18 protein-coding genes are annotated in these 24,239 nt (G+C 57.7%); 5 read left to right on the plus strand and 13 right to left on the minus strand.

Annotation, left to right across the window (positions count from 1 at the left end; all coding sequences use genetic code 11):
• The first annotated feature begins 26 nt into the window (after positions 1–26).
• Entirely contained in the window at positions 27–1,319 is a 1,293-nt protein-coding gene (serS, locus tag ACR0J7_RS03800) for a serine--tRNA ligase (RefSeq protein ID WP_480480328.1), read from the plus strand.
• 58 nt (positions 1,320–1,377) lie between these two features.
• On the opposite strand, the gene ACR0J7_RS03805 is transcribed toward serS, so the two are convergent.
• The 5 genes from ACR0J7_RS03805 to ACR0J7_RS03825 form a co-directional block, all read right to left on the minus strand.
• A complete protein-coding gene (locus ACR0J7_RS03805; RefSeq protein WP_480480326.1) occupies positions 1,378–1,944 on the minus strand; it encodes a helix-hairpin-helix domain-containing protein in 567 nt (188 codons plus the stop codon).
• Between the two features lie 92 nt (positions 1,945–2,036).
• Positions 2,037–3,020, minus strand: coding sequence for a fatty acid desaturase (locus tag ACR0J7_RS03810; protein ID WP_480898119.1), 984 nt, complete (start codon positions 3,018–3,020; stop codon positions 2,037–2,039).
• 165 nt (positions 3,021–3,185) lie between these two features.
• A complete protein-coding gene (der, locus tag ACR0J7_RS03815; RefSeq protein WP_480913321.1) occupies positions 3,186–4,649 on the minus strand; it encodes a ribosome biogenesis GTPase Der in 1,464 nt (487 codons plus the stop codon).
• Positions 4,650–4,698: 49 nt separating this feature from the next.
• The gene (locus tag ACR0J7_RS03820; protein WP_480913323.1) at positions 4,699–6,021 is read right to left on the minus strand and encodes a PQQ-like beta-propeller repeat protein; all 1,323 of its coding nucleotides are present in this window, start codon (positions 6,019–6,021) and stop codon (positions 4,699–4,701) included.
• A 44-nt stretch (positions 6,022–6,065) separates the two neighbouring features.
• Entirely contained in the window at positions 6,066–6,737 is a 672-nt protein-coding gene (locus tag ACR0J7_RS03825; RefSeq protein ID WP_480480318.1) for a hypothetical protein, read from the minus strand.
• A gap of 225 nt (positions 6,738–6,962) precedes the next feature.
• Between ACR0J7_RS03825 and ACR0J7_RS03830 the strand changes: the two genes are divergently transcribed.
• The gene (locus tag ACR0J7_RS03830) at positions 6,963–8,189 is read left to right on the plus strand and encodes an efflux RND transporter periplasmic adaptor subunit (RefSeq protein WP_480564192.1); all 1,227 of its coding nucleotides are present in this window, start codon (positions 6,963–6,965) and stop codon (positions 8,187–8,189) included.
• Positions 8,186–12,037: an efflux RND transporter permease subunit gene (locus tag ACR0J7_RS03835; protein WP_480913325.1), complete on the plus strand. Its 3,852-nt coding sequence runs from the start codon at positions 8,186–8,188 to the stop codon at positions 12,035–12,037. Before ACR0J7_RS03830 ends, ACR0J7_RS03835 begins: the two co-directional genes overlap by 4 nt.
• A gap of 43 nt (positions 12,038–12,080) precedes the next feature.
• On the opposite strand, the gene ACR0J7_RS03840 is transcribed toward ACR0J7_RS03835, so the two are convergent.
• From ACR0J7_RS03840 to ACR0J7_RS03850, 3 genes are all read right to left on the minus strand, one after another.
• Positions 12,081–12,419, minus strand: a complete 339-nt coding sequence (locus ACR0J7_RS03840) for a DUF2147 domain-containing protein (RefSeq protein WP_480913327.1) — start codon at positions 12,417–12,419, stop codon at positions 12,081–12,083.
• Positions 12,420–12,537: 118 nt separating this feature from the next.
• Positions 12,538–14,361, minus strand: a complete 1,824-nt coding sequence (locus ACR0J7_RS03845; protein WP_480913329.1) for an ABCB family ABC transporter ATP-binding protein/permease — start codon at positions 14,359–14,361, stop codon at positions 12,538–12,540.
• 58 nt (positions 14,362–14,419) lie between these two features.
• A complete protein-coding gene (locus tag ACR0J7_RS03850; protein WP_480913331.1) occupies positions 14,420–15,802 on the minus strand; it encodes a LysM peptidoglycan-binding domain-containing protein in 1,383 nt (460 codons plus the stop codon).
• A 127-nt stretch (positions 15,803–15,929) separates the two neighbouring features.
• Between ACR0J7_RS03850 and ACR0J7_RS03855 the strand changes: the two genes are divergently transcribed.
• Positions 15,930–16,481, plus strand: a complete 552-nt coding sequence (locus tag ACR0J7_RS03855; protein ID WP_267366848.1) for an LOG family protein — start codon at positions 15,930–15,932, stop codon at positions 16,479–16,481.
• A 104-nt stretch (positions 16,482–16,585) separates the two neighbouring features.
• Here ACR0J7_RS03855 and ACR0J7_RS03860 read toward each other — a convergent pair whose 3' ends face one another.
• Positions 16,586–17,464 carry a metallophosphoesterase gene (locus ACR0J7_RS03860; protein ID WP_480913332.1) on the minus strand — a complete coding sequence of 293 codons (879 nt, stop codon included), beginning with the start codon at positions 17,462–17,464 and terminating at the stop codon, positions 16,586–16,588.
• Positions 17,465–17,468: 4 nt separating this feature from the next.
• Positions 17,469–18,068, minus strand: a complete 600-nt coding sequence (locus ACR0J7_RS03865) for a superoxide dismutase (RefSeq protein WP_170704218.1) — start codon at positions 18,066–18,068, stop codon at positions 17,469–17,471.
• Positions 18,069–18,168: 100 nt separating this feature from the next.
• On the opposite strand from ACR0J7_RS03865, the gene ACR0J7_RS03870 reads away from it, so the two are divergent.
• Positions 18,169–18,924, plus strand: coding sequence for an FkbM family methyltransferase (locus ACR0J7_RS03870; protein ID WP_480913334.1), 756 nt, complete (start codon positions 18,169–18,171; stop codon positions 18,922–18,924).
• Between the two features lie 71 nt (positions 18,925–18,995).
• Here ACR0J7_RS03870 and ACR0J7_RS03875 read toward each other — a convergent pair whose 3' ends face one another.
• The 3 genes from ACR0J7_RS03875 to ACR0J7_RS03885 form a co-directional block, all read right to left on the minus strand.
• Positions 18,996–19,505: a hypothetical protein gene (locus ACR0J7_RS03875; RefSeq protein ID WP_480558212.1), complete on the minus strand. Its 510-nt coding sequence runs from the start codon at positions 19,503–19,505 to the stop codon at positions 18,996–18,998.
• Positions 19,506–20,631: 1,126 nt separating this feature from the next.
• Positions 20,632–21,198, minus strand: a complete 567-nt coding sequence (locus ACR0J7_RS03880; protein ID WP_480480299.1) for a sarcosine oxidase subunit gamma — start codon at positions 21,196–21,198, stop codon at positions 20,632–20,634.
• Positions 21,191–24,205, minus strand: a complete 3,015-nt coding sequence (locus ACR0J7_RS03885) for a sarcosine oxidase subunit alpha family protein (protein ID WP_480564170.1) — start codon at positions 24,203–24,205, stop codon at positions 21,191–21,193. Before ACR0J7_RS03885 ends, ACR0J7_RS03880 begins: the two co-directional genes overlap by 8 nt.
• Positions 24,206–24,239 lie beyond the last annotated feature (34 nt).

Here is a 24,239-nt window from a genome sequence, read left to right on the forward strand (position 1 = left end):
GATTCACGCATTCAAGGATCTGAGACATGCACGACATCCGCGCCATTCGCGAAAACCCTGCCGCTTTCGACGCCGCCTTAGCGCGCCGTGGGGACGCGCCGGTGTCGTCAGATCTGCTGAGGCTGGACGAAAGCCGGCGTGCCAAGATTCTGGCTGCCGAAACCGCACAGGCCGAACAAAACAAGGCCAGCAAGGAAGTCGGTGCAGCCAAAGGGCGCGGCGACGAGGCTGAATTCGAACGCCTGCGCGCGCTGGTCGCCGAGAAAAAGGCCGAAGTCGCCCGGATGCAGACCGAGGCCAAGGATCTGGATGCCTTGCTAACCGATCAACTGGCCCGCATCGCCAACCTGCCCGCCGATGACGTACCGCAAGGCGCGGACGAAAACGACAATGTCGAAGCCAACCGCTGGGGCACCCCGCGCGATTTCAGCTTTGCACCGAAAGAGCACTACGACATTCCCGCCGTCGCAGCCGCAATGGATTTCGAAACCGCCGCTAAAACCAGCGGCAGCCGGTTTGTGAACCTGTCCAAGGGGGTTGCCCGGCTCCACCGTGCGCTGGCCCAGTTCATGTTGGACACACATATCGACAAGAACGGGCTGACAGAAATGCAGACACCGGTTCTGGTTCGGGATGAGGCGATGTATGGCACTGATAAACTGCCTAAATTCGGTGACGACAGCTATCAGACGACCAATGGCTGGTGGCTGATCCCGACCTCCGAGGTCACGCTGACCTATTCAGTGGCCGGTGACATTCTTGAAGAGTCTGCCCTGCCCATCCGTATGACCGCCCATACCGTCTGTTTCAGGTCCGAGGCAGGAAGCGCGGGCAAGGACACTGCAGGAATGCTGCGCCAGCACCAGTTCGAAAAGGTCGAGATGGTCTCGATCACCCATCCCGACGCGTCAGATGACGAACAAAAGCGCATGTTGCGCTGCGCCGAGGATCTGCTGGAACAGCTGGGTATCCCCTATCGCACTGTTGTTTTGTGCACCGGTGATATGGGCTTTGGCGCGCGCCGCACCTATGACATCGAAGCGTGGCTGCCCGGACAGGACACCTATCGCGAGATCAGCTCGGTCTCGACCACAGGTGCGTTTCAGGCGCGTCGGATGAATGCCCGTTTCCGGCCTGAAAGTGGTGGCAAACCCGAATTTGTTCATACTCTGAACGGTTCCGGTCTGGCTGTCGGGCGTTGTCTGATCGCAGTTCTGGAGAATGGGCAGAATGAAGACGGCACTGTTTCGCTGCCCGAGGTACTTGGCCCCTATCTGGGCGGCAAGCTGACCCTGCAACTTGACGGTACTTTGGCCTGACACACAAAACCGGCACCGTCAGGCACCGGTTAGGACATCAACTGAAGGCGAAGAGGTTTTACTTCTTCGCTTTTTTCTTGTCCTTCTTCTTTCCGCCTATCTTGCCGTCTTTCTTTTTTCCGTCCTTTTTTGACTTTTTGTCCTTTTTGGACTTGGCTTTCACCTTGTCTTTGGCCTTGGAAAAGGCGGCTTCCATCTCTTTGCGCTTCTTCGCGGCTTTTTCGGCCTTAGCCTTGGCTTTGGCCTTTTTCTTTTCAGCAGCCTCGGCTTTTTCGGCGGCTGCTTTTTCTTCTGCCGCCTTGCGTGCGGCTTCCTCGACCCGTTTCTCGGCTGCGGCTGCGGCGATTGTTTTGCGGGGTGCGGCTTTGCGTGCGGTCGGTCTGCGCGTCGCGGGCGTCCGGGCCGCAGTTCGGCGTGTTGCCGGTTTCGCAGCAGGCGGTTTTGCAGCAACGGCATCTTTGGCAGATGCAATCAAAACCAGCGCGCGCGCCTCACCGATCCGAGGGACCTTGACCAAATCAGCAGGAGTGGCCTTGGCTATCGCCTCGGCCGTCTTGAAGCCATTGGCAACAAGGGCCTGGCCAAGTGCCTCTCCTACACCTTTTATGTCGGTCACTGCGGTCATTATAGGTCCTCTCTCTGTCTCGTTACCGACTCGTATATACAAAAGATACACGAGCCCGCAAGCTGTGTGGTGGTCGCCTCTGTTCTGCCAGCTTAGTTATGGGCAAGACCAGCGGTTCGGTTGTCTCTCGGAAAGGGTACGAGGCGCTTGGCATTTTCGTCCCATAGCTTCAGGTTCAATGCTGCCACGGCCTCGGGAAATTTGATCCGGCGGGGGGTATATTCCGGCGGCAGGTTATAGTGGCAGGCACGCAGGCGATATGATGGGATACGCGCGTTGAAATGGTGGATGTCATGCAACGTGATGCAAGCCACAGCCATATCGAACCACCATCCGAAATCCAGCGCGGATGACCCCTCAAGCGCTGCTGTCTGAGGGTTCAAATCGGGGCGGCGATCCCAATAGGTATCTTCGAAGTTGTGCTGAAGATAAACAAGGAAGACGCCCAGCATTCCACCCAAAAAGGAAAACACCAGCCAGACCCAAATGCCCGTCATACCCGCGATCAGATACAACAATCCAAGAAAAACAACGATCGACAGGTTGTGCAACACCACGCCTTTGGCGCCAAAACGCGCCGTATTCTTGGGCCAGCGGTATCGGATGAAATAGGTGAACAACGCGCCGGCCGGAACCAGGATGAACGGATTGCGATACAGCCGGTAAAACAAACGTGTTTTCCAATCAGCTGCATTCCACTCTCGCAGGGTCATCGTGTGAATTTCACCTGTCTCGCGGTGCTCAAGATTTCCGATGCCCGCATGGTGCAGATTGTGGTTCTGCTTCATCACCTCGAACGGGGCGAAAGTGAAGGGAGACAGGCCATGCCCTGCCCATTCGTTTTGAATCCGTGTTTCAAACAGAGAGTGATGCCCGCAATCATGTTGCAGCACATAAAGCCGTACTGCGGCAAAGGCGAACACGATCCCGGCGGGTATCATGATGTACCATCGATCAACAAAGGTGATCGCAACGGTCAGCGACGCGAAATACACCGCAAATGTGCCAAAATAACTTGCCGCGGCCAATCTGTTGTCCTGCACCGCGTAATGTCTTGTATATTCCCTCAAATCCATCCAGCCGTCTCCTTACGATGGCCGTTCAGTTTTCTGTTCAAATCTAGGTGCGGCTAGTCCGCGTGCAAGCAGTGCGTGCCCAAACAAATGCACACGCATGAATGCTAGCGCGGGGAACAGAAACTGTCACGCCCCCGTGAGGTAAGATGCTGAAAATTGGCGCAGTTACACGCGGCCCTTGAGATGCTTGGCCAATGCGCCCGCATTTTTCTTGCGCCGCCCCTTATACGGGTTCTTGTCGCCCTGCCCGCGCAGCGTCAGACGGATTGGGGTGCCAGGCATGTCAAAGTCCTGACGCAACCCGTTGACCAGATAGCGGGTATAGCTTTCGGGCATCTTATCGGGATGAGAACACATCACAACAAAACCCGGCGGCCGCGTTTTCGCCTGGGTCATATAGCGCAGCTTGATGCGGCGGCCCTGCGGGGCCGGCGGCGGGTGTTGTTCCAGCATGGCAGTCAGCCACCGGTTCAACGCCGCGGTTGGCACACGGCGGTTCCAGACATCATGGGCGCGCAGGATGGCGGCGCGCAATCTCTCAAGCCCGCGGCCCGTTTTCGCCGAGACGGTAACCAGAGGGGCACCGCGCAGCTGCGGCAGCAAGCGATCAAAGGCTTCTTTCAGCTCCCGCAGCTTTTCCTGCTTGTTTTCCTCGACGTCCCACTTGTTTACAGCAACAACAACAGCCCGGCCTTCACGTTCGGCCAAGTCGGCAATTCTCAGGTCCTGTTGTTCAAACGGAATGGCCGCGTCCAGCAGTACGACGACAACCTCGGCGAACTTCACCGCGCGCAGACCGTCTGACACCGAAAGCTTTTCAAGCTTTTCCTGTACCTTTGCTTTCTTGCGCATTCCCGCCGTGTCAAAGATCCGCATCGGAATGCTTTCTCCATCCGGGTCGGCCCAATCGATCCGCAGGCTGATAGCGTCACGGGTAATCCCGGCCTCGGGCCCCGTCAACAGGCGGTCTTCGCCGATGATCTTGTTGATCAGCGTGGACTTGCCCGCATTCGGACGGCCGACCACGGCCACCTGCAACGGCTTGGCAGCGGTGATCAGAGGCATTTCGCCCTCACCGTCTTCATCCAGCTCAATATCTGTTTCCGGGGCTTCTTCGACCTGTTTTTCCTCGGCTGCATCCGCCAATGGCATCAGCTGAGCATAAAGGTCGGTCATCCCCTCGCCATGTTCACCCGACATGCGCACCGGTTCACCCAAACCCAGATTGTATGCCTCGAGCACCCCGGCATCCGCTGCGCTGCCTTCAGCCTTGTTGGCCGCAAGGATCACGTGCTTGGACCGCTTGCGCAGGATTTCTGCAAACATCTCATCCGTGGGCGTCAGCCCGACCCGCGCGTCGATCATGAACAGGCAGACATCGGCCATGTCCACGGCGCGCTCGGTCAGGCGGCGCATCCGGCCCTGCAAACTGTCATCTGTCGCGTCTTCAAGCCCGGCCGTGTCGATTACGGTAAAGCGCAGATCGCCCAGACGCCCTTCGCCCTCGCGCAAGTCACGCGTCACACCAGGCTGGTCGTCGACCAGGGCCAGACGTTTGCCCACGAGGCGGTTGAACAATGTGGATTTGCCCACATTCGGGCGCCCCACGATGGCGAGGGTCAGCGACATGATACTCTACTTTCAAGACTCAAGTTGCGCCCTTTAACGCATCTTGCCGTCAACGGAAAGCGTGTAGATCACCTTTGGTCGAAACAACATACAGCGTCTGCCCGGCCACAACGGGGGATGCTGTCGCGCCTCCGGGAACTTCAGCCTGATGTACCAGTGTTCCGTCAACTGGATTGAAGAACCGCAGATACCCGTCGTTGGACGCAACCACGATACGACCCCCGGCCAGAATTGGGCCGTAGTGCGCGAAGATCGGTCCCCGGCGGCCACGCTTGTCCTTGACAAAGCCCGGCAGGTCCTGCGCCCAGATGACAGACCCGTCCGCCGCGTTCAGGCGCACCAGCTGGCTGCGATCACTGATCAGGAAAATGCTGTTGCCCGCAGGCCAGACTGTATCGACCGCACCTTCATCCGCCGTCCACTGGCGCTCACCGGAAGCGGCATCAAATGCGACGGTCCGGCCCGAGTGATTGCCGATGTAGATACTGTTGCCAACAACCATCGGACCGCCGGTCACATCGACGATTTGTGCCGCAGCGCGCCCGCGACGCCCCCCTGCCACAGACGCGTTCCATCGACGGATACCGCCGCGGCGGAACGTGGCGGCTACGTCGCCCGAGCCAAAGGCAAATACGGCCAGATCAGACGCAATTGCAGGCGCAGGCGCACCCAGAACGTTCCCGACGCTTGGTGTCCCTTCGAATTGCCAGGCTATGCGTCCGTCCTTGGTGTTTACAGCCCAGCCGGTTTTGTCTCCGGCCACAACGTATAACAGCCCGTCGTTCACCAGCGGAGCGCCGCTGCCAGTCGCTTCCAAGCGTTTTTGCCAGCGCACAGAACCCGATTTGGCGTCCAGCGCGGTCAACCGACCGAACCCCGACGACACATAAAGGACGCCGTCAGCGTAAGCTAAGCCACCACCTGTTGCATCCGAGTCGCCATCACTTGGCGGGATCAGATCGGTCTCCCATGCCAACTGTCCCTGCGGTGTGACCGCTGAAACGGTCGCTCCTGAGTCCAGTGTGAAAATCAAACCGCCCGCAACCACCGGCTCGGCGGTAATGCGCTGCTTGCGCGAGTCACCCTGCCCGATCGAAACTGACCAGATCCGCTGTGGCGTCGCGCGCAAAGCGGCATGCGTGGTCCGGTACGCGGGCGTTCCCGGACTTTGTGACCAGTTGGCGTTGACCTGTTGCCCCGGCAAGCTGATCGGTTGCGAGCCGCGCTTTTCGACCGTTTCCAGATCTGAAACAGGGCGAATATCCTCGCGTTCACCGGGCAGAATGGCTTCGGGCGGCTCACAGGCCGCCAATGCGGTCAGGGCCAGCGCCGCAAAAGGCATTCCCGTGCGGGAAAAAAATCTTTTTACCATGATACTCCGAACTCGCCTGTCGTTAAGTCTTTTGTCCCGCCTGGTCAGCCTTGCTGCGCCACCAAAGGTTCAGGTTCCCCACCCAAAGCAATGATCATTTGCGCGGCGCGCTGTTGCAGGTCGATACCCACCTCGGCATCCTGCCGCAGCGCCTGCAACCGGTCCAGCGCAGCATCGACATTGCCGTCGGCCACGTCAATCAGGGCCAACTGTTCTTCCGCCAGCAACCGCAGAGGAGCTCCGGGGGATGCCAACGCCTCGAACTGTTGCCGTCGATCGGCGGCAGGCAAAGTATCGCCTTGCAACAGCAGCGATTTGAAGCTTGCAATCGCGCGGTAAATCTCGGGCAGGTCGCCCTGAACGGCAACCGCGTTCAGGCTGTTGACCGCGTCCTCTCGGGATCCGGATTCGACCTGTGACGCGGACAGCAACATATCCAGCACGGCTTTCCCGCCCGGTGACATCGCCTCTGCCTGCGCAAGACCAGCAGCCCTTGCAGCCGGGTCATTTTCGGACAACGCAGCAAGAATGGTGTCACCCAATTGCTGAGCTTGCGCCGTGTCCCGCGCCTTGCGGTATTCATTGAAAGCGGCACCGCCTACGATCAACACGACGGCGACGACACCCACCCAGCCCCAGCGACGCAGCAACAGATAGATCCGGTCGCGGCGCACCTCTTCGGTGACCTCATCAATGAAACTGTCAATATCGCTCATCCAAGCCCCCGGGCTGTCTATCTTGTGTAAGTGCGCCATGTCATACCCCGGCACCAACGCCAAGCCAAGGGTTCGATTTTGCACATTTTGACCGCTTTGCTTCCCTCTTGCGAAAAAATGCAAACCGAACTATTCAGTTCAGTATGGAAAAGATGCCGAACAGACCCCATTTCATGGCGTGACAGCCCAAGTATTAATGGCGCAGATTCTTAGGAGAAACACTGTATGCGTTTGATTTCATTCATCAACGCCCTTCTCGTGATTGTTGCACTGTATTTTCTGGTGTTTGAACGTGACACCTTGTTCGCCTTTGCCGGACGCGGTGATGCCGTGGAAGCAACACAAGACGAAGCAGCAGAAACCGAAAACTCCGATATCTCTGCCGTGGGCGTTGTCGCCGTGCGCTCGCAAGCGCGCGAAATTGACAGCGCCGTGCTGCTGCGTGGTCAGACCAAGGCGAACCGGCAGGTCGAAGTGCTTTCAGAAACCACGTCCACCGTTATCTCTGAGCCCAAACGCAAAGGTGCGTTTGTAGAGGCCGGTGACATATTATGCGAACTTGATCCCGGCACGCGCCCGGCACAACTGGCCGAAGCCATGGCGGGCAAACTGGAAGCCCAGAGCCGCATCCCCGAAGCCGAAGCACGCCTGACAGAGGCACATGCGCTTGTGGCCGAGGCCGAGATCAATCTGACTGCCTCGCGCAAACTGGCTGAAACCGGATATGCGTCGGAAACCCGCCGCATCTCCAGCGAAGCGGTGATGAGCTCTGCGAAAGCCGGTGTGAAAACAGCTGAAGCAGGGCTGGAAGCCACGCGTGCAGGCATCGAAGCAGCCGCAGCAGCAGTCGAGGCCGCACAGCGAGAGGTTGGCCGCCTGACCATCAAAGCCCCCTTCAAGGGCTTGCTGGAAAGCGACACTGCAGAACTGGGCAGCCTGATGCAGCCTGGATCACTTTGCGCGACTGTCATTCAACTGGACCCGATTAAGCTGGTCGGCTTCGTGCCCGAGACCGAAGTCAATCGGGTGCTTGTCGGGTCCGAAGCATCGGCGACACTTGTAACCGGTCGGCAACTGGGCGGTCGGGTCACGTTCCTCAGCCGTTCAGCGGACGAGACAACACGTACATTCGAGGTGGAAATCACCGTTCCGAACCCAGACTTGACCATTCGCGACGGTCAGACCGCCACCATCCTCATCGCGGCTGAAGGAACGAAAGCTCACCTGCTGCCGCAATCGGCGCTGACACTCAGCAACGAAGGAAAATTGGGTGTGCGCACAGTTGGCGCAGGCAACGTTGTTGACTTCATGCCAGTCCGCATCCTGCGCGACACCGCCGAAGGTGTCTGGATCGACGGCCTTCCGGAAACGGTTGATATCATCGTGGTCGGGCAGGAGTTCGTGATCCGCGGTGTTACCGTTGCACCTACTTATCGGGAAGCCTCGCAATGACGGGTATCGTCGCATGGGCCGCAGGCAGGGCCCGAATGGTAATGGCGTTCATCGCTATTTCACTGGTCGTAGGCGGCTTTGCCTATGTCTCGCTTCCGAAAGAGGGTGAACCGGATATCGAAATCCCTGCCCTTTTCGTTTCGGTGCAGTTTCCTGGGATTTCAGCGGAAGACTCGGAAAACCTTTTGGTCAAGCCAATGGAGACCGAACTGGCGGATCTCGACGGGCTCAAGGAAATGACGTCGACTGCGGCCGAAGGCTATGCCGGGGTCGCGCTGGAGTTTGAATTCGGTTGGGACAAGACCTCGATCATGGCGGACGTGCGCGATGCCATGAACACGGCCCAGGCTGATTTCCCTGAAGGTGCGGAACAATACTCGCTGACGGAAATCAACTTTTCCGAGTTCCCGATCGTCATCGTCAACCTGACCGGAGCTGTTCCGGAACGCACAATGGCCCGTGTCGCCAAGGACTTGCAGGACGAGCTTGAGGCGCTGGATTCCGTTCTAGAAGCGGGTATCGCGGGCAATCGTGACGAGTTGCTTGAGGTCATCATCGACCCACTGCGGCTTGAGGCGTACAACGTGACCGCGGCCGAGCTGATCAACGTCGTACGAAACAACAACCAGTTGATCGCAGCGGGCGAAGTCGAAACCGCACAGGGTACATTCTCGGTCAAGATCCCGTCGTCATTCAAAACAGCGCAGGATGTCTATGCCTTGCCGGTCAAGGTCAATGGCGACCGGGTTGTTACGCTGGGAGAGCTTGCGCAGATCAACTACACTTTTGAAGATCGCGAAGGTACCGCCCGTTTCAACGGCGAGGCGACCGTCGCGCTGCAGGTTGTCAAACGCAAGGGATTTAACCTGATCGACACCGTTACGCAGGTGAAAGAAACCATTGCTCTGGCCAAGACCAAATGGCCCCCCGAGCTTCAGGCGGCGGTCGAGCTTGGGACGTCGAACGACCAGAGCCGTATTGTCGGTTCGATGGTCAGTCAGCTTGAAGGGTCCGTTCTGACTGCTATCGCCTTGGTAATGATCGTGGTTCTGGCATCTTTGGGTACGCGGGCCGCGCTTTTGGTGGGTTTTGCAATCCCGACCTCGTTCCTGCTGTGTTTCGCGTTTCTGGCAGTCATGGGTGTCAGTATCTCGAACATCGTGATGTTCGGCCTCATCCTGGCCGTGGGGATGCTGGTTGACGGTGCCATCGTGGTGGTGGAATACGCAGACAAACGCATCAAGGAAGGCGTCGGCCCGATGCATGCTTATGTCGAGGCGGCCCAACGCATGTTCTGGCCCATTGTATCCTCGACCGCGACGACGCTATGTGCCTTCCTGCCGATGCTCTTCTGGCCCGGTATTCCGGGCGAATTCATGGGAATGTTGCCGGTCACGCTGATCTTTGTTCTGTCGGCTTCGCTGATCGTGGCGCTGATCTACCTGCCAGTCATGGGTGGTGTTTCGGGGCGTCTGAGCCGCGTTTTCGACCGGTCTTCGAACTGGCTCCGGGCGCGTACCCGGTGGTGGGTTCGGGCAGTGATGGTACCCCCGTCGCTCTACATGATTTTCCTTGGCGCAATGCAGGTTTTGAACCCTGACTATCTGCTGCCCGGAGGAGTGGTCGCCGGTGCCCTGCTGTTCCTGTTCGGGGCCTTTGCCGGGTCTGTAACGCTGAGCGCGGCCAAGTTCGAACGAGCGGAAGAAGACCACGTCCACACCGCTGACGAACACACACCTTTCGGACATGTGATAGGGTTCCTTGTCGGCAACCCGATCATGCCGATCGTGTCGCTAGCGGCAGTTTTCTCTGCCGTGTATTTCGTGACCTTCGTCTGGTTCCCGCAGGAATCCCGAGGTGTCGAATTCTTCGTTGAAAGCGAACCGGAACAGGCAACTGCTTACGTCCGTGCCCGTGGCAACCTGTCACTGGCTGAAAAAGACGAGATGGTGCTGCAGGCCGAACAGATCATTGGATCTCATCCGGCAGTAATCAACGTCTTTTCCTTTGCAGGCGAAGGCGGTCTGAACCAGAACACCGGCGGTGCGCAGGCACCAGCGGACACGGTGGGGCGCGTCCAGTTCGAAATTATACCATGGGAAGATCGCCCGAACGTTTCGGAATCCGCTTTGTGGGGATTGTTTGAGCGCCACTTTGTGGCTCCAGAATTTGATGGCGATTACGTAATCGACGATCTCAACGCCAAACTGGCGACAATACCCGGAATCGTTGTTGAAATCCTGGCATTGGAACAGGGCCCGGCCTCGGCCAAGCCCGTTCACCTGCGCATCAAGGGGGACGGTTGGGACGAGCTGACATCGGCCACTGTCACCGCGCGCCAGATCTTTGACGAAACGCCGGGGCTGATCAAAACCGAAGACACCCTGCCCTTGCCGGGCATCGATTGGCAGATCGACGTCGATGTGGCGAAGGCCGGCCGGTTTGGGGCTGATGTGGCCACCGTCGGTGCCATGGTGCAGCTGGTGACACGCGGCATCCTGCTGGGTGAGATGCGCCCCGACAGCACAGATGAAGAGATCGAGATCCGTGTCCGATTGCCGGAAGAGGATCGCGTGCTGTCGACATTGGACACGCTCAAGGTCCGCACGCCGGACGGGTTGGTTCCGCTGTCGAACTTCGTGACCCGGGAACCCGTGGCCAAACTGGCCCAGATCAACCGTGTCGACCAGCAACGTTATTACGATGTGAAGGCCGATGTAATTGACGGAATTCAGATCCTTCAGATGATCCCACTTGATGAAGATGGCGAACCAGTAGAGAACGGAGCGCTCGACGTTGGTTTCGGTTACGAGGTCACTGATGAAGGAGCTGGAAATGGTGAAGCGTACAACGTCACCATGATACAACCCAGATCTTTCCCGTTCTCGCTTTTTTGGAGTCCACAGGTACTTCGGTACAATGTTCCAGAAGTCACCCAATCGATTGATATCTCAACTGTTCAAAGCCAGATAGATGCCGAGAAGGCCACAGTGCAACTCGTCCCGATGAACGCGAACGAGCGGATCGAGAAGCTAACGCAGTGGCTGAACACGGACCCGTTCCCCACCTCAATCAGTTGGGAATGGACCGGGGATCAGGAAGAGCAGGCTGAATCCGGCGCATTTCTGGTGAATGCCTTCATGGGCGCATTGGGGCTGATGTTCGTGATCCTGCTGGCCCAGTTCAACTCGTTCTACAATTCGGTGCTGGTGCTGTTGGCGGTTGTTCTTTCGACCACCGGGGTGCTGATCGGCATGATCGTGATGGAGCAACCCTTTTCGATCATCATGACCGGCACCGGCATCGTTGCGCTGGCAGGAATTGTGGTGAACAACAACATTGTTCTGATCGATACCTATCAGGAATACAGCGCCTATATGCCAAGGATCGATGCAATCGTCCGCACTGCGGAATCCCGCATCCGCCCGGTCCTGCTGACTACGTTGACGACTATGGCAGGTCTGACCCCGATGATGTTTGGGCTTTCGCTGGACTTTATCAATGGCGGCTATTCCATCGACAGTCCCACTGCCCTGTGGTGGAAACAGCTGGCCACAGCGGTTGTCTTTGGTCTTGGAATCGCCACTGTTCTCACGCTGATCGTGACGCCGTCGCTTCTGGCACTGCGTGTCTGGGTGACAACTTACGCAGTCTGGCTCAGTCGCGGGCTTGCCCGTGTGACTGCGGGGCGGTCCAGTCAGATCGCGCAGGACATGGCTATTGGTCGCTCGGCCCGCAAACTACAGGCGACCGAGATTGTGTGGGATGAGCCGTCACAATCCGAGACCCGGCCGCGAGACGAGCCTATAGATCAGGTTCCGGGATCGCCGCTAAAAGCTGCAGAATAAGGATGAAAGGACCGGGATTTCCGGTCCTTTTCGTTTTCTGTCGTCACAATCTGGACCATGTCTGGTGCGCGCAAATCGCGTGTTCACAACCTTTGACCATGAGCTTGTTTCCCTGCAACGTCATCTGTGGAACAGCGTCAACGTCGATCAGGGGAACCCAGAACTCACCCCCGCCGTATTTTCCACCGCCTTCGCTGGACACATCCCAGAACAGCTTTTTCCCAATATTCGGCGTTTGAACTTCTTTGCCCGATGAATCAAAAGCCGAAAGTATCGTGCCGCAGAACTTGTCCGCGCAGGCGGATATCTTGATGTGCGAGATCAGGTTCTTGCGATCAGGCTCGGTCTTCCAAACGCCCTCGATCGGGTCAGCTGCTACCATAGCCGGAAGAAGAACCACGACCGCTATAGGTACCAATCGTCTTGCTAAACCATTGATCATGGCGTCCACCTTCATTCACGGCGCATCCTAGCACATCCCGCGGGGCAAGATGAGCCCCTCAGGCGGCCTCACTGTCCGACTGCTGGCGGTTCCACAGTTGAGCATATCGCCCGGACAGCGCCAACAGCTCGTCATGTGTGCCCTGTTCGATGATCTCACCGGCCTCAAGAACAACAATCCGATCCGCCTCGGCAATCGTGCTGAGGCGATGGGCAATCGTGATCACGGTCCGCCCTTCTCCTGCGTGCGCCAGCGCATCCTTGATGTCCTGTTCCGTATCGGTATCCAGGGCCGAGGTCGCCTCGTCCAGCAACAGGATCGGAGGGTTCTTCAGCAATGTCCGCGCTATGCCAACCCGTTGCTTTTCGCCGCCGGACAGTTTCAGGCCGCGTTCACCCACCATGGTGTCGTATCCGTCGGGCAGCGATGAGATGAAGTCATGAATCTGGGCGGCGCGGGCTGCGGCCTCGACGTCCTCCGGGGTGGCATCGTCGCGCCCATACGCAATGTTGTAGCGAATGGTGTCGTTAAACAGCACCGTGTCCTGCGGCACAACGCCAATGGCCGCGTGCAGGCTGGTCTGGGTCACATTCCGCACATCCTGCCCGTCGATCTTCAGCGCGCCTTTGGTCACGTCGTAAAACCGAAACAACAGCCGCCCGATGGTCGACTTGCCAGACCCAGTCGCCCCGACGATTGCGACCGTCTGTCCGGCCGGAACCATCAAGGAAACACCCTTGAGGATTTCCCTTTCGGGGTCATACCCAAAATGCACATCTTCAAGTGTGACCTCACCACCTTTGACCGCAAGGTCGGGTGCATCGGGCTGATCGGTGACTTCGGCAGGTTGTTCGAGCAGATCAAACATCTGCCCCATATCAACCAGCGATTGCCGGATCTCACGATAGACCGTCCCCAGAAAGTTCAGCGGTACGGTGATCTGGATCATGTAGGCGTTGACCATGACAAAATCGCCCACGGTCAGGTTCCCATTCTGAACGCCAATTGCGGCCAGAACCATGACTCCGATCAGGCCGCAGGTGATCAGGAAGGATTGGCCAAAATTCAGAAACGCCAGCGAATAGGCGGTTTTCAGCGCCGCCCCGGCATAGGCTTTCATCGACACGTCGTAACGTGCAGTTTCGCGGGATTCCGCGTTGAAATACTTGACGGTTTCGAAGTTCAGCAAACTGTCAATGGCGCGCTGATTGGCTTCGGTGTCCTGATCGTTCATCTCACGCCGCAGCTTTACCCGCCATTCGGTCACGGCAAAGGTGAACCAGATATAAAGGCCGATGGTGACGGCGACGACGACCAGATACCAGACGTCGAACAACCACATCAGGATGATCGCTACCAACAACAGCTCAAGGATCAGCGGCCCGATCGAGAACAGCAGGAAGCGCAGCAGGAATTCAACGCCTTTGACGCCCCTCTCGATGATACGGCTCAACCCGCCGGTGCGGCGCGAGACGTGATAGCGCATGGAAAGGTTATGGATATGTCTGAACGTCTCCAGCGCCAGCGCCCGCAAGGCCCGCTGTCCAACAGGGGCAAAGGCGGCGTCCCTCAATTGCTGGAACCCAACTGTCATCATGCGCGCCACGCCGTAGGCAACCGTCACGCCCACTGCGCCCAGCGCCAGCGGCGGCACGCCTTCACCTGCCAACGAGTCAACGGCGCCTTTGTAAAGGATCGGGGTATAGACGGCGATCAGTTTGGCCATTACCAGCATCGCCATTGCGATAACCACGCGGCGCTTTACCCAAACCTCGTCCTGCGGCCAGAGGTAGGGCGCGACCTTGCGGATTGTGCGCCAGCCTGAACTGCGCTCGCCGCTCTGCACCCCGTCACTCGAGGCCATCGGAGATGTTCGTCTCATCACGTACCTTGTCTGCGGTCAGAGAAAGGCTCTGGCCCGCAAAGGGCCAGCGCGTTGATTATTCCGGTATCGTAAAGATTTGCCCCGGATAGATCAGATCCGGGTCGCGGATCAAGTCGCGGTTGGCTTCGAACAGGCGCACATACAGGATGCCATCGCCAAAGCGGTCACGCGAGATCGCCCACAGCGTGTCGCCCCGCTGCACAGTGACCGACCGAATTGCCGGGGCATTGTCCTGCGCGGCTGTTCCGTCACCGCCACCTGATGCTGCTTCCAAAACTTCCACAGGTTCGCGTTTGAACGGGGTTTCGACCCGGCTGAGGACCTTCCCGTCCGTGTTCACCGCGTCAACACGCAACGTGTAAACACCGGGGTCGATGCCGTCCAGATCACTCCGCCAGGATCCATCCTGTTCCGGAGCGAGGTCGGCAACAAGACGATTGTCCAGATACACCCTGATGGCCGCGCCGTCCTGTACTCGCCCGGTCAACTGGACATCACCGGTTTCAGAATACCCGATGGTATCCAGCGCGACCTGTTCCGGCGGGGTATCCCGAACCACGGGCGGCTGCACGAGCTCAACGCCTTCTTCGCCCGACCGCAGTACCGCGATCTGCTGACCCGTTTCAGTTGTCTCTACTGCTTCGTCGGCAACCTGCGTTTCGCCGGTATCCGGCGCGGTCGCCACAGGGTCTGATGTTTCGGTTTCAGCTGGGGTTTCGGTCTCTGGATCGACAACCGCCGAGGCTATCTGTTCTTCAGCTTCGGTTGTTTCGCCCTGATCGGCAGCATCAGTTTGCTGCGCAACCGGCTCTTCCTCGACCGGCTTCGGCAGAGCGGCGATCAGATAGTCGTCAGACCGGGTTGTTTGCCCGCCGCTTTTGCTGCGCAGGATTAGCCCCTGCGCGGCATCGCTGAAGGGGATCGAGACGAACTCGGCGAACTGCCCGCTGCTGTCCACCGTGAATGTGTGCACGGTTTCACCGTTCAACAGAACCTCAATCTGACTGCCCGGTTCGGCGTCACCTGACAAAAGCGCCGTTCCGTCTGCTTCAACAAAAATCTGATCCAAAACCGGGGGGGCCGTGGGTGCCTGTACATTCTCTTCCGATTGGGCCGTTGTGGTATCTGTGTCTGAAACAACATCTGTTGCCGCAGCCGTGTCTTCGGCGGGATCAGCGGTTGGTACCTCATCCGGTGTCACGGCGGCCTGCTCAGCTGGTTCTGTTGTGGTAGTTTCCGCAGGCGCTTCGGCCGCTTGTTCCTGCGGTTGCGTAGCTGCAACAGACACGGGTTCCTGCGGTGCACCCGCCTCAGGCTCTGGCGCTTTGGTGAAAGCGCCGGACAGATACAAACCCCCAACACCCAGCACGGCAACCAGACCCGCAATCACACCCCAGACAAAATTGCCCGAGCTTCCGTTTCCCGATTTGGCGTCCATTGTTTTCCTTTCACCCCGCCGTACAAAAGCTTTGTCTTCAAAAGCCTTCCAGCGGACAGTTGAGCCAATCTATCAATCCCGCTATCAGGGGTCAAAACCTCTGACACAACCCCGGAGCGTCTCTTTCATGTCTCAGAAATCCGTCTGTGTGTATTGCGGGTCACGCAATGGGGCCGAGAAAGCTTATTCTGAAACCGCACGACAGTTTGGCAGCCTGCTTGCGCAGGAAGGCTGGCGGCTGGTTTACGGTGCCGGAGATGTCGGGCTGATGGGCGAAGTCGCCCGGGCCGCGCAACAAGCCGGTGGAGAGACCTTTGGCGTCATTCCAGTACATCTGGTCAAACGAGAGGTCGGCAAGACCGACCTGACCCATTTCGTGATCACCGAAACCATGCACGAGCGGAAAAAGGTCATGATCATGAACGCTGACGCCGTTGTTGTCCTGCCCGGTGGGCCGGGATCACTGGACGAGCTTTTTGAAGCGCTGACCTGGCGGCAGCTGGGCCTGCACGACAAACCCATCGTCATCGTCAATGTGAACGGCTATTGGGATGCGTTGAAAACCCTGTTGCATCAGGTGATCGGGCAAGGCTTTGCAGATCGATCACTGGGTGACTTTGTCATTTGGGCTGAAGATGCAGAAACAGCGATGACGGCCCTGCGCGACAAGCTGCGGTAAACCCGGCAGGTCGCGAAAGTGTCTGACCGAACGCAGCTGTGCATCGTTGCCGCACATATGCGGGCAAGACATTGGGCTGGTCGATTTGGTGAAGCCTCAGGTCTTTAGGCAGACAGTTCGATAACCGTGATCTCGGGGGTTACACCAAATCGAACCGGAAGAATGGAACATCCAATGCCGCCGGACACAACCAGATCACGCCCGCCTTCGCGCACATGCCCATAGGCATATCTGTTGCCGTATTTGGAGGGCACGATCGGCGACCAGCCAAACAGACGAATCTGACCGCCATGCGTATGACCGGATAGCGTCAAAGCCACCCTGTCGGGCACTTGAGGGAAGATGTCGGGCTCATGCGCCATCATCACAACCGGGGCATCATCGGTGATTTGCGCCAGTGTCCCCGACAGATCATCCAGCCCCTGCGGTTTACCGTTGCGCCAGATCGCAAGCTGGTCTTCAAGACCCGCCAACCAGAAACCAAGAGCTTCTAGCTTGATGGCGGTATTCGACAAAACCGTAATTCCGCTCTGCTCCAGCGCATCGGCATATTGGTTGGGGCCAGCACCACGGCGCTGCGCCTGCCGGTCATCCCACCAATCGTGATTGCCAAGTACAGCAAAGACGCCGTTCTTGGCCTCAAAGTTGGCAAGAACCGGTGCCAGATCTTTCATTTCGACAGGACGCAAAACGCCTTTGTGGCTTGCGAAGAAATCACCCAGAAGCAGGATCATATCCGGCGCAAGCGCATTCGTACGCCGTACCACCTGTTTTATTCGGTCCAGCCCGACCAAAGGTTCGCCCAGATGCAAATCTGCCAGTACGGCAATCCTGAGCGGCGGCGCAGTCCAATCCTCTCGCCGGACGCGCCATTTTCGCACGCGTAGCCGCAGGCCGGGTTCGATGAAAAACCCGTAGACTGATGTGATTAGGCCTGCCAGCGTCACCGCCAGCAGGCCCTTGATAAACCGGCGTCGGTTCAATGACTTACATCCGCGACGCGACGTTTTCCCAGTTCACCAGATTGTCGAGGAAGTTCGACAGATAAGCCGGACGTTTGTTGCGGAAGTCGATGTAGTATGAGTGTTCCCAAACGTCACAACCCAGCAGCGCAGTCTGACCAAAGCACAGCGGATTCACGCCGTTTTCGGTCTTTGTCACGGCCAGCGAACCATCCGCGTTCTTGACCAGCCACGCCCAGCCCGAGCCGAACTGACCGGCACCAGCGGCGCTGAACTGCGATTTGAATTCGTCGACCGAACCAAAGCTTTCGGTCAGAGCTTTCTCAAGCTCACCGGGCATGGCGTTGTCGCCGGGGCCCATCATTTCCCAGAACTGGTTGTGGTTCCACAGCTGGCTGATGTTGTTGAAGATACCGTTCTGCGCGACGGCATTTGCGTCGTAGGTGCCAACGATGATCTCTTCCAGCGACTTGCCGTCCCATTCGGTGCCGGCGATCAGTTTATTGCCATTGTCGACATAGGCTTTGTGGTGCAGATCGTGGTGATATTCCAGTGTTTCCGCGGACATACCCTTGGCTGCCAGCGCGTCATGTGCATAAGGAAGATCAGGAAGTTCAAAAGCCATGTCGGCCCCCTGTATAAATTTGAGTTGCGGTTCCCAAGGTTAAATGCTTTGGCAGCCGCCGCAGGTCAAGGGCCGAGACAAGAAAACCCGGAGGCAGGCGATGCTGACACAGGCGCGCAAGATGTTCTACCGCGCCCGCGGTTACTATGCGGGCAACCTGAACGGTGAGCCGTTTCGTCTGGACCCTTATCACTCAAAGTTCTGGCGCAAAGCCTCCACAGGCCAGTGGGAGCCTGAAACCTTTGCTGTTCTCGACCGGTATCTTTCGCCTGAAAGCGATTACCTGGATATCGGCGCATGGATCGGACCGACCGTTTTATACGGCGCGCGCAAGGCTCGCCATGTCTGGTGTTTTGAGCCAGATCCTTCGGCCTATCGATTTCTGGCGTGGAATCTGGACCTGAACCAGATCAGGAATGTCTCAGCCTTCGGGGTCGCTTTGTCTGACAAGTTCGGCGTGGCCCGCATGGCGTCGGTCTGGGGTGAGCCCGGGGATTCGACCACATCCCTGCTGCACAATGAAGCCCATGGGAATGACGCGCTGACGATTACATTGGAGCAGTTCCAGTCGACCTGTGATCTGTCGAAGGTTTCACTGGTCAAAATGGACATTGAAGGGGCGGAGTTTTTTGTACTTCCCACGCTAATACCCTGGCTCAAACAGCATCGTCCCCCATTGCTGCTGTCAACACATGCGCCACTACTGAATGAGGAAGACCGAGCCGACAGAATGAAGCATCTGGCCGACCTATTGTCGTTTTACGATACATGCCAGCGGGAAGGTGCTGCGTCAGATCACTCGATGACGGATGAGGGTGCCTTGACCCGCTTCCAGACCTATCTTTTCACGTCCTAGTACGATCAGAAACAGCTGTCTGCGGATTGGGAAGAACGCGCGAAACGCTCCCCCCTTCCGCGATCCGAATATCAGTATAGCGTGTGGGTATTGACCGCTTTGCAGCGTCCGACACCGCTTGGCCGGTTAGTTACATTCGCCTGCGGAAAACGCGCAATCATCTCGAACTCATTCGTTTGCGGGTTCATCATTGCGGTGTAGGACACACGCACTTGACCGCCCGAGTTCGCCATGAGGCTGACCCGCCAATTCATCTGGTATTCACCGCGTCGGTTGACCTTGAACTTGGTGTCCTTGGGTTGCTGTTCGTTCCTACCCGCCGATCTGTTGTCTTCGCCGATCACCCAATCATAAGCCCGAGCACGCTTGTTTTCAGCATCAACACTCAGCCAAACCTCGGGCGGGATCCACCCCCGAGCTTCCATACTATGAAGCTCACACATATAGTTCGCAACTTCGGCTTGCGCGGCAGCGGCCAATACAGAAAAACCAATAGCAAGAAATTTTCTTTTCATTTTCAGCACCTTTTTGTCAACTGGATGGTGTGGGTATCTGTTTGCATTTTCCTCGGGCAAAACCATCTCGCGGCAGGTACGCACTGTGTGAGGTTGATCGTGTGGTCGCCTTCAAAGTTCGGCGGTCCAGAAACACTGTGAACTCGTGATTGAGTAGATCGATCGCGTCAATACGCGACTCGTTCGACGCGTAGCTTCTGCCAGTCGCAGAATAGACATAGTCTCGACCGACCCAGGCAACCGACAAGTTTCGAATACTGTCGCGCTTGACCCTGGCTGGTCCTGGCTGTGTATCGATATCTGGCATCTCGATCTCATGGATATAGGCGGAACGACCATATTCATCGACCGAAAACACAAGGAATTCGGGAGTCGGTTTGTTGACAAGGCCATGGCCAAACTTGCACTCATACGTCTCTGTAAAGGTTTGAGAAGCTGAAACAGCCGGTATGGACAAAAGTCCAAGCGTCAATGCAAATGCTATCTTTTTCAAAGTATTACTCCGCTCTTTCCTTACCTTTGGAATGGTATCTCAACGCAGATCCCGTTTGCGTTTCCGTCATGTGAAGATTGTACATCCGAATTCGAGCTGGCTATTGCCTTCATTGTTTCGCGATTCAGGAAAATCGAAAACTCTTGGCGCCCTAAATCAAGAACCATCCTGCGAGGGTCACCGCTTCTGGTTCGTCTGCCAGTTCGTGAAAACGTATAGGCGTCGCCCGGCCAACTGATCGAAAGTACCCGAAAGCTGTTTCTGTTGATAGAAGCCGATCTTTTCGGCGTGTCTATACCCCGCATTTCAACTTCGTGGAGCAACGCCTGGCGCCCGTACACGTCAACTGAAAAAACAACGCGGGTCGGAGTTGGCCGATTTGCCAGGCCTTTGGCAAAAACACACTCAAATGTCTCTGAATAAGTCTCGGCTATGGCCGCATTAGGTATAGTTGAAATAGCAATTAAGCCGCTTGCGATTAGTCTAAAGAAATTCATAATAAAGTTCTTATTTTTCAGCCTTTTGGTGATCGTTAGCCCAATCACACCGCTCCCGCAACAGGAGAAATCGCGCAACGAAATTCTCGACAGACCCTGTTGTGTGTCCCACACTCAAATCGCTTTGCAGCAGCACAAAATTCGATGGCCGCCTGTCCAGGACGAGGCGGCCATCGAATAAAACGTCAGATGTGTAGACAGGTCAGTAAACGCCAACCTCACTGCCCGGTTGCGCCGCAACCTTCAGCAGTTTGAAAACGTAATCCGCAGCCGAACGAAAGCAGACCACGCGGAAAGTTTCGGCATCGTCCATCCAGAACGCACCTGCCACTTGCGCCAGGCGCGAACGGCGGATTTGGCCGAGTTGGAAGGCCTCGGCCGACAGATCAACCGGAGCGACTTTGCCCAACACTTCTCGTGCGCTGGCGCCTGATATTGTGAAGACCGCGCGGGCATCCGAGACGTTGACGGCCAGTGCGTGAGTTTTTCCCAAAGCTTTGATAATTGCGGCCAGTTTGGCCTCGACCTCGGCATAAGGGACCAGCACCAGCAGCTCGTCCGGTGACATCCAGCATACGCCGGTATCTCCGCTGACCAGCGCCTCGCGCTGACCGGGTACGTTCTGCCCAGTCGCGTCCTTGACGGCCTTGGCGAGGCTTTTGTCGGACAAGTCACCGCGCAGGGTGATCATACCCTGCAGGCCACATTCCCTGACATTGGCGATGCCATCATAGCTGGCGTGGTTCAATGCGCTGATGGGTTCAGACATTCTGCTTCTCCCCGTCCTTGTCGAAGAAGATCGGGTCCACGATCTTGGCTTTGTAGGTTTTGCCGTCCGTGCCCGGGAACTCGACGATTTCACCCATCCGGTCCGGGCCGTGCTTGATCAGGCCCATAGCGATCCCTTTACCGAGGTTGGCCGAGTAATAGGTCGAGGTCACACGCCCGATCATGTTGCGCTGACCGTTGGCATTCACACCCTCACCGACCGCATAGGCACCGTCCGGCAAAACTGATCCATCCACAGTCTCCAAACCGACCAATTTCCAGCGTTCTGGATCGGCCATGTGAGTCCGTGAATGGGCGCGTTTACCGAGGTAGTCCCCTTTCTTTTTCGACAGCGCCCAGTGCAGCCCAAGATCCTGCGGGATCACGGTGCCGTCGGTCTCGTCGCCGATCATGATAAAGCCCTTCTCGGCCCGAAGAATGTGCAGACATTCTGTGCCATAAGGCATCACACCGAATTCCTTGCCTGCCTCCACCAGGGCGTCCCAGAACGCCTGACCCTGCGAGGCAGGAACGGCGATTTCGTAGGACAACTCGCCCGAGAACGAGATGCGATAGGCGCGGCAGTCGAACGCGCCGATCTTGCCATCGCGCCATTCCATGAAGGGCAGCGCCTCGCGGCTGACATCCATACCGCCCAGCTTTTCAAGAACCTTGCGGGCGTTCGGGCCGACCACAGCGACCTGAGCATATTGCTCGGTCACGTTGGCGACATAGACTTTCCAGTCCCACCATTCGGTTTGTAGCCATTCTTCCATGTGACCATGGATACGCTCGGCCCCGCCGGTGGTGGTGTGGCACAGCCAGGTGTCCTCATCGATGCGGGCGACCACGCCGTCGTCAATCAGAAAGCCGTTTTCCGAACACATCAGGCCATAGCGGCATTTGCCGACCTTCAGCGTGGACATCATGTTGGTGTACAACATGTCCAGAAACTTGCCTGCGTCGGGGCCTTTGACGATCAGCTTGCCCAGCGTCGATGCGTCCAGCAGGCCAAGGTTTTCGCGGGTGTTCTTCACCTCACGGTTCACGGCGTCATGCACGGATTCACCAGGACGGACATAGGCGTAAGTCCGGCGCCAGTGGCCGACCGGCTCCCAGTCCGCGCCGTTCTTGTCGTGCCAGTTGTGCATTGGGGTCTGACGGATCGGCTGGAACACTTCACCCCGCGCTTCACCGCCGATCGCGCCCATCGAGATGGGGGTATAAGGCGGGCGGAAGGTCGTGGTGCCGACCTTCGGGATTTCGGATTCCAGCGCATCAGCCAGAATCGCCAAGCCATTGATATTGCTCAACTTACCCTGATCCGTCGCCATACCAAGTGTGGTGTAACGCTTGGTGTGCTCAACACTCTCATAGCCCTCGCGCGCGGCCAGCTGCACGTCCGAGACTTTGACGTCGTTCTGGAAGTCGAGCCAGGATTTCATGCGCAGCTGGATTTCGGCGTTTGCCGGCATCAGCCAGACAGCCTCCATCGGTGCTTCTGCAGTGGTTTCGCCAACCGGAGCCTTGATGTTTTTCGGCTTGAACCCGGCCGCCTTGGCTGCTGCTTTTCCTACAGTGTGGGCGTCAGTCAGAACATCGCCCAGCGCCAACGCGCCATTCGATGCCCCGGCGGCCAGAACAAAGCCCTCACCATTTGCGCCCAGCGGCGGGCGTGAGGGATCGGGGCGGAAAAAGGCATTCGCGTCATCCCAGGTCAGCTTGCCACCGCAATGAGACCACATATGAACGACCGGCGACCAGCCGCCCGACATGGCCACTGCATCTGCTTCAACCTCTTCACGAGCGCCTCCAACACCTTCCTGGTTGCAGATGGCGACTTTTTTGACGCGCTTGCCGCCCTTGACCTTGGCAATGGCCTTGCCCGGATCGACGCGGATACCCAACTGGCGGGCTTCCTCTGCCAAAGGTCCAGCCGTTGCCCGTGCGTCAACAATACGCAAAACATCCACACCCGCTTGCTTCAGCGTAATCGCGGTGCGATAGGCGTCGTCATTGTTGGTGGCGACGATGACACGTTCGCCCGGGGTTACACCCCAGTTCACGGCATAATCGCGCATGGCCGAGGCCAGCATCACACCCGGAACATCGTTACCCGCAAAGGACAACGGGCGTTCAATTGCGCCGGTTGCAGTCACAATTTGCTTGGCGCGGATACGCCAAAGGCGGTGGCGCGGGCCCTGCACGCCCGGCGTGTGGTCTGTCAGGCGCTCATAACCCAGAACGTAACCATGGTCATAAACACCCGCGCCCATGCAGCGAGAGCGCATGGTGACGTTGTCCATTGTTTCGAGTTCGGAAACCAATTGCTCCACGAACTTATCCACAGGCTCATCATTGACTGTGCCGCCGTCAACCGGAGCGCGACCGCCCCAATGTGCGCTCTGCTCAATCAGCAGAACCTTGGCACCCGAAGCTGCCGCCGCCTTTGCCGATTGTAGGCCAGCCACACCGCCACCGATGACCAGAACATCGGTGAAGGCATAGAAGTGCTCATAGGTATCGGCATCGCGGCTGTCCTTGTCGGGCGCTTTGCCCAGACCGGCAGACTGACGGATGAACGGCTCGTAGACGTGCTTCCAGAACGGTTTGGGGTGGATGAACGTCTTGTAGTAGAAGCCAGCCGGCAGGAACCGGGCGAATGCCGTATTCACCGCGCCGATGTCGTGTTCAAGGCTTGGCCAATGGTTTTGCGAAACCGCAGTCAGGCCGTTGAACAGCTCGGTCGTGGTGGCGCGCTGGTTCGGTTCAAACCGGTTGCCCTGCCCCAGCCCGACCAGAGCGTTTGGCTCTTCCGCACCGCTGGCGACAACGCCGCGGGGGCGGTGGTATTTGAACGACCGGCCCATCATCATCTGATCGTTGGCCAGCAGCGCCGAGGCAAGCGTGTCGCCCTCATAGCCCTGCATCGACGTGCCATTGAAGGTAAATGTGACCTTTTTCGACCGGTCAATCAGCCGGCCTTGTTTTGCGAGACGGGTGCTCATTGTGCGGACCTTTCGCGGGTGGAGGCGTCGGAGC

Source organism: Ruegeria sp. O4, assembly GCF_056535125.1.

Bases quoted from the DNA above. Each gene is read 5' to 3' on its own strand.
- serS (WP_480480328.1), top strand. From the start codon at position 27: ATGCACGACATCCGCGCCATTCGCGAAAACCCTGCCGCTTTCGACGCC.
- ACR0J7_RS03805 (WP_480480326.1), bottom strand. From the start codon at position 1,944: ATGACCGCAGTGACCGACATAAAAGGTGTAGGAGAGGCACTTGGCCAG.
- ACR0J7_RS03810 (WP_480898119.1), bottom strand. From the start codon at position 3,020: ATGGATTTGAGGGAATATACAAGACATTACGCGGTGCAGGACAACAGA.
- der (WP_480913321.1), bottom strand. From the start codon at position 4,649: ATGTCGCTGACCCTCGCCATCGTGGGGCGCCCGAATGTGGGCAAATCC.
- ACR0J7_RS03820 (WP_480913323.1), bottom strand. From the start codon at position 6,021: ATGGTAAAAAGATTTTTTTCCCGCACGGGAATGCCTTTTGCGGCGCTG.
- ACR0J7_RS03825 (WP_480480318.1), bottom strand. From the start codon at position 6,737: ATGAGCGATATTGACAGTTTCATTGATGAGGTCACCGAAGAGGTGCGC.
- ACR0J7_RS03830 (WP_480564192.1), top strand. From the start codon at position 6,963: ATGCGTTTGATTTCATTCATCAACGCCCTTCTCGTGATTGTTGCACTG.
- ACR0J7_RS03835 (WP_480913325.1), top strand. From the start codon at position 8,186: ATGACGGGTATCGTCGCATGGGCCGCAGGCAGGGCCCGAATGGTAATG.
- ACR0J7_RS03840 (WP_480913327.1), bottom strand. From the start codon at position 12,419: ATGGTAGCAGCTGACCCGATCGAGGGCGTTTGGAAGACCGAGCCTGAT.
- ACR0J7_RS03845 (WP_480913329.1), bottom strand. From the start codon at position 14,361: ATGAGACGAACATCTCCGATGGCCTCGAGTGACGGGGTGCAGAGCGGC.
- ACR0J7_RS03850 (WP_480913331.1), bottom strand. From the start codon at position 15,802: ATGGACGCCAAATCGGGAAACGGAAGCTCGGGCAATTTTGTCTGGGGT.
- ACR0J7_RS03855 (WP_267366848.1), top strand. From the start codon at position 15,930: ATGTCTCAGAAATCCGTCTGTGTGTATTGCGGGTCACGCAATGGGGCC.
- ACR0J7_RS03865 (WP_170704218.1), bottom strand. From the start codon at position 18,068: ATGGCTTTTGAACTTCCTGATCTTCCTTATGCACATGACGCGCTGGCA.
- ACR0J7_RS03870 (WP_480913334.1), top strand. From the start codon at position 18,169: ATGCTGACACAGGCGCGCAAGATGTTCTACCGCGCCCGCGGTTACTAT.
- ACR0J7_RS03875 (WP_480558212.1), bottom strand. From the start codon at position 19,505: ATGGTTTTGCCCGAGGAAAATGCAAACAGATACCCACACCATCCAGTT.
- ACR0J7_RS03880 (WP_480480299.1), bottom strand. From the start codon at position 21,198: ATGTCTGAACCCATCAGCGCATTGAACCACGCCAGCTATGATGGCATC.
- ACR0J7_RS03885 (WP_480564170.1), bottom strand. From the start codon at position 24,205: ATGAGCACCCGTCTCGCAAAACAAGGCCGGCTGATTGACCGGTCGAAA.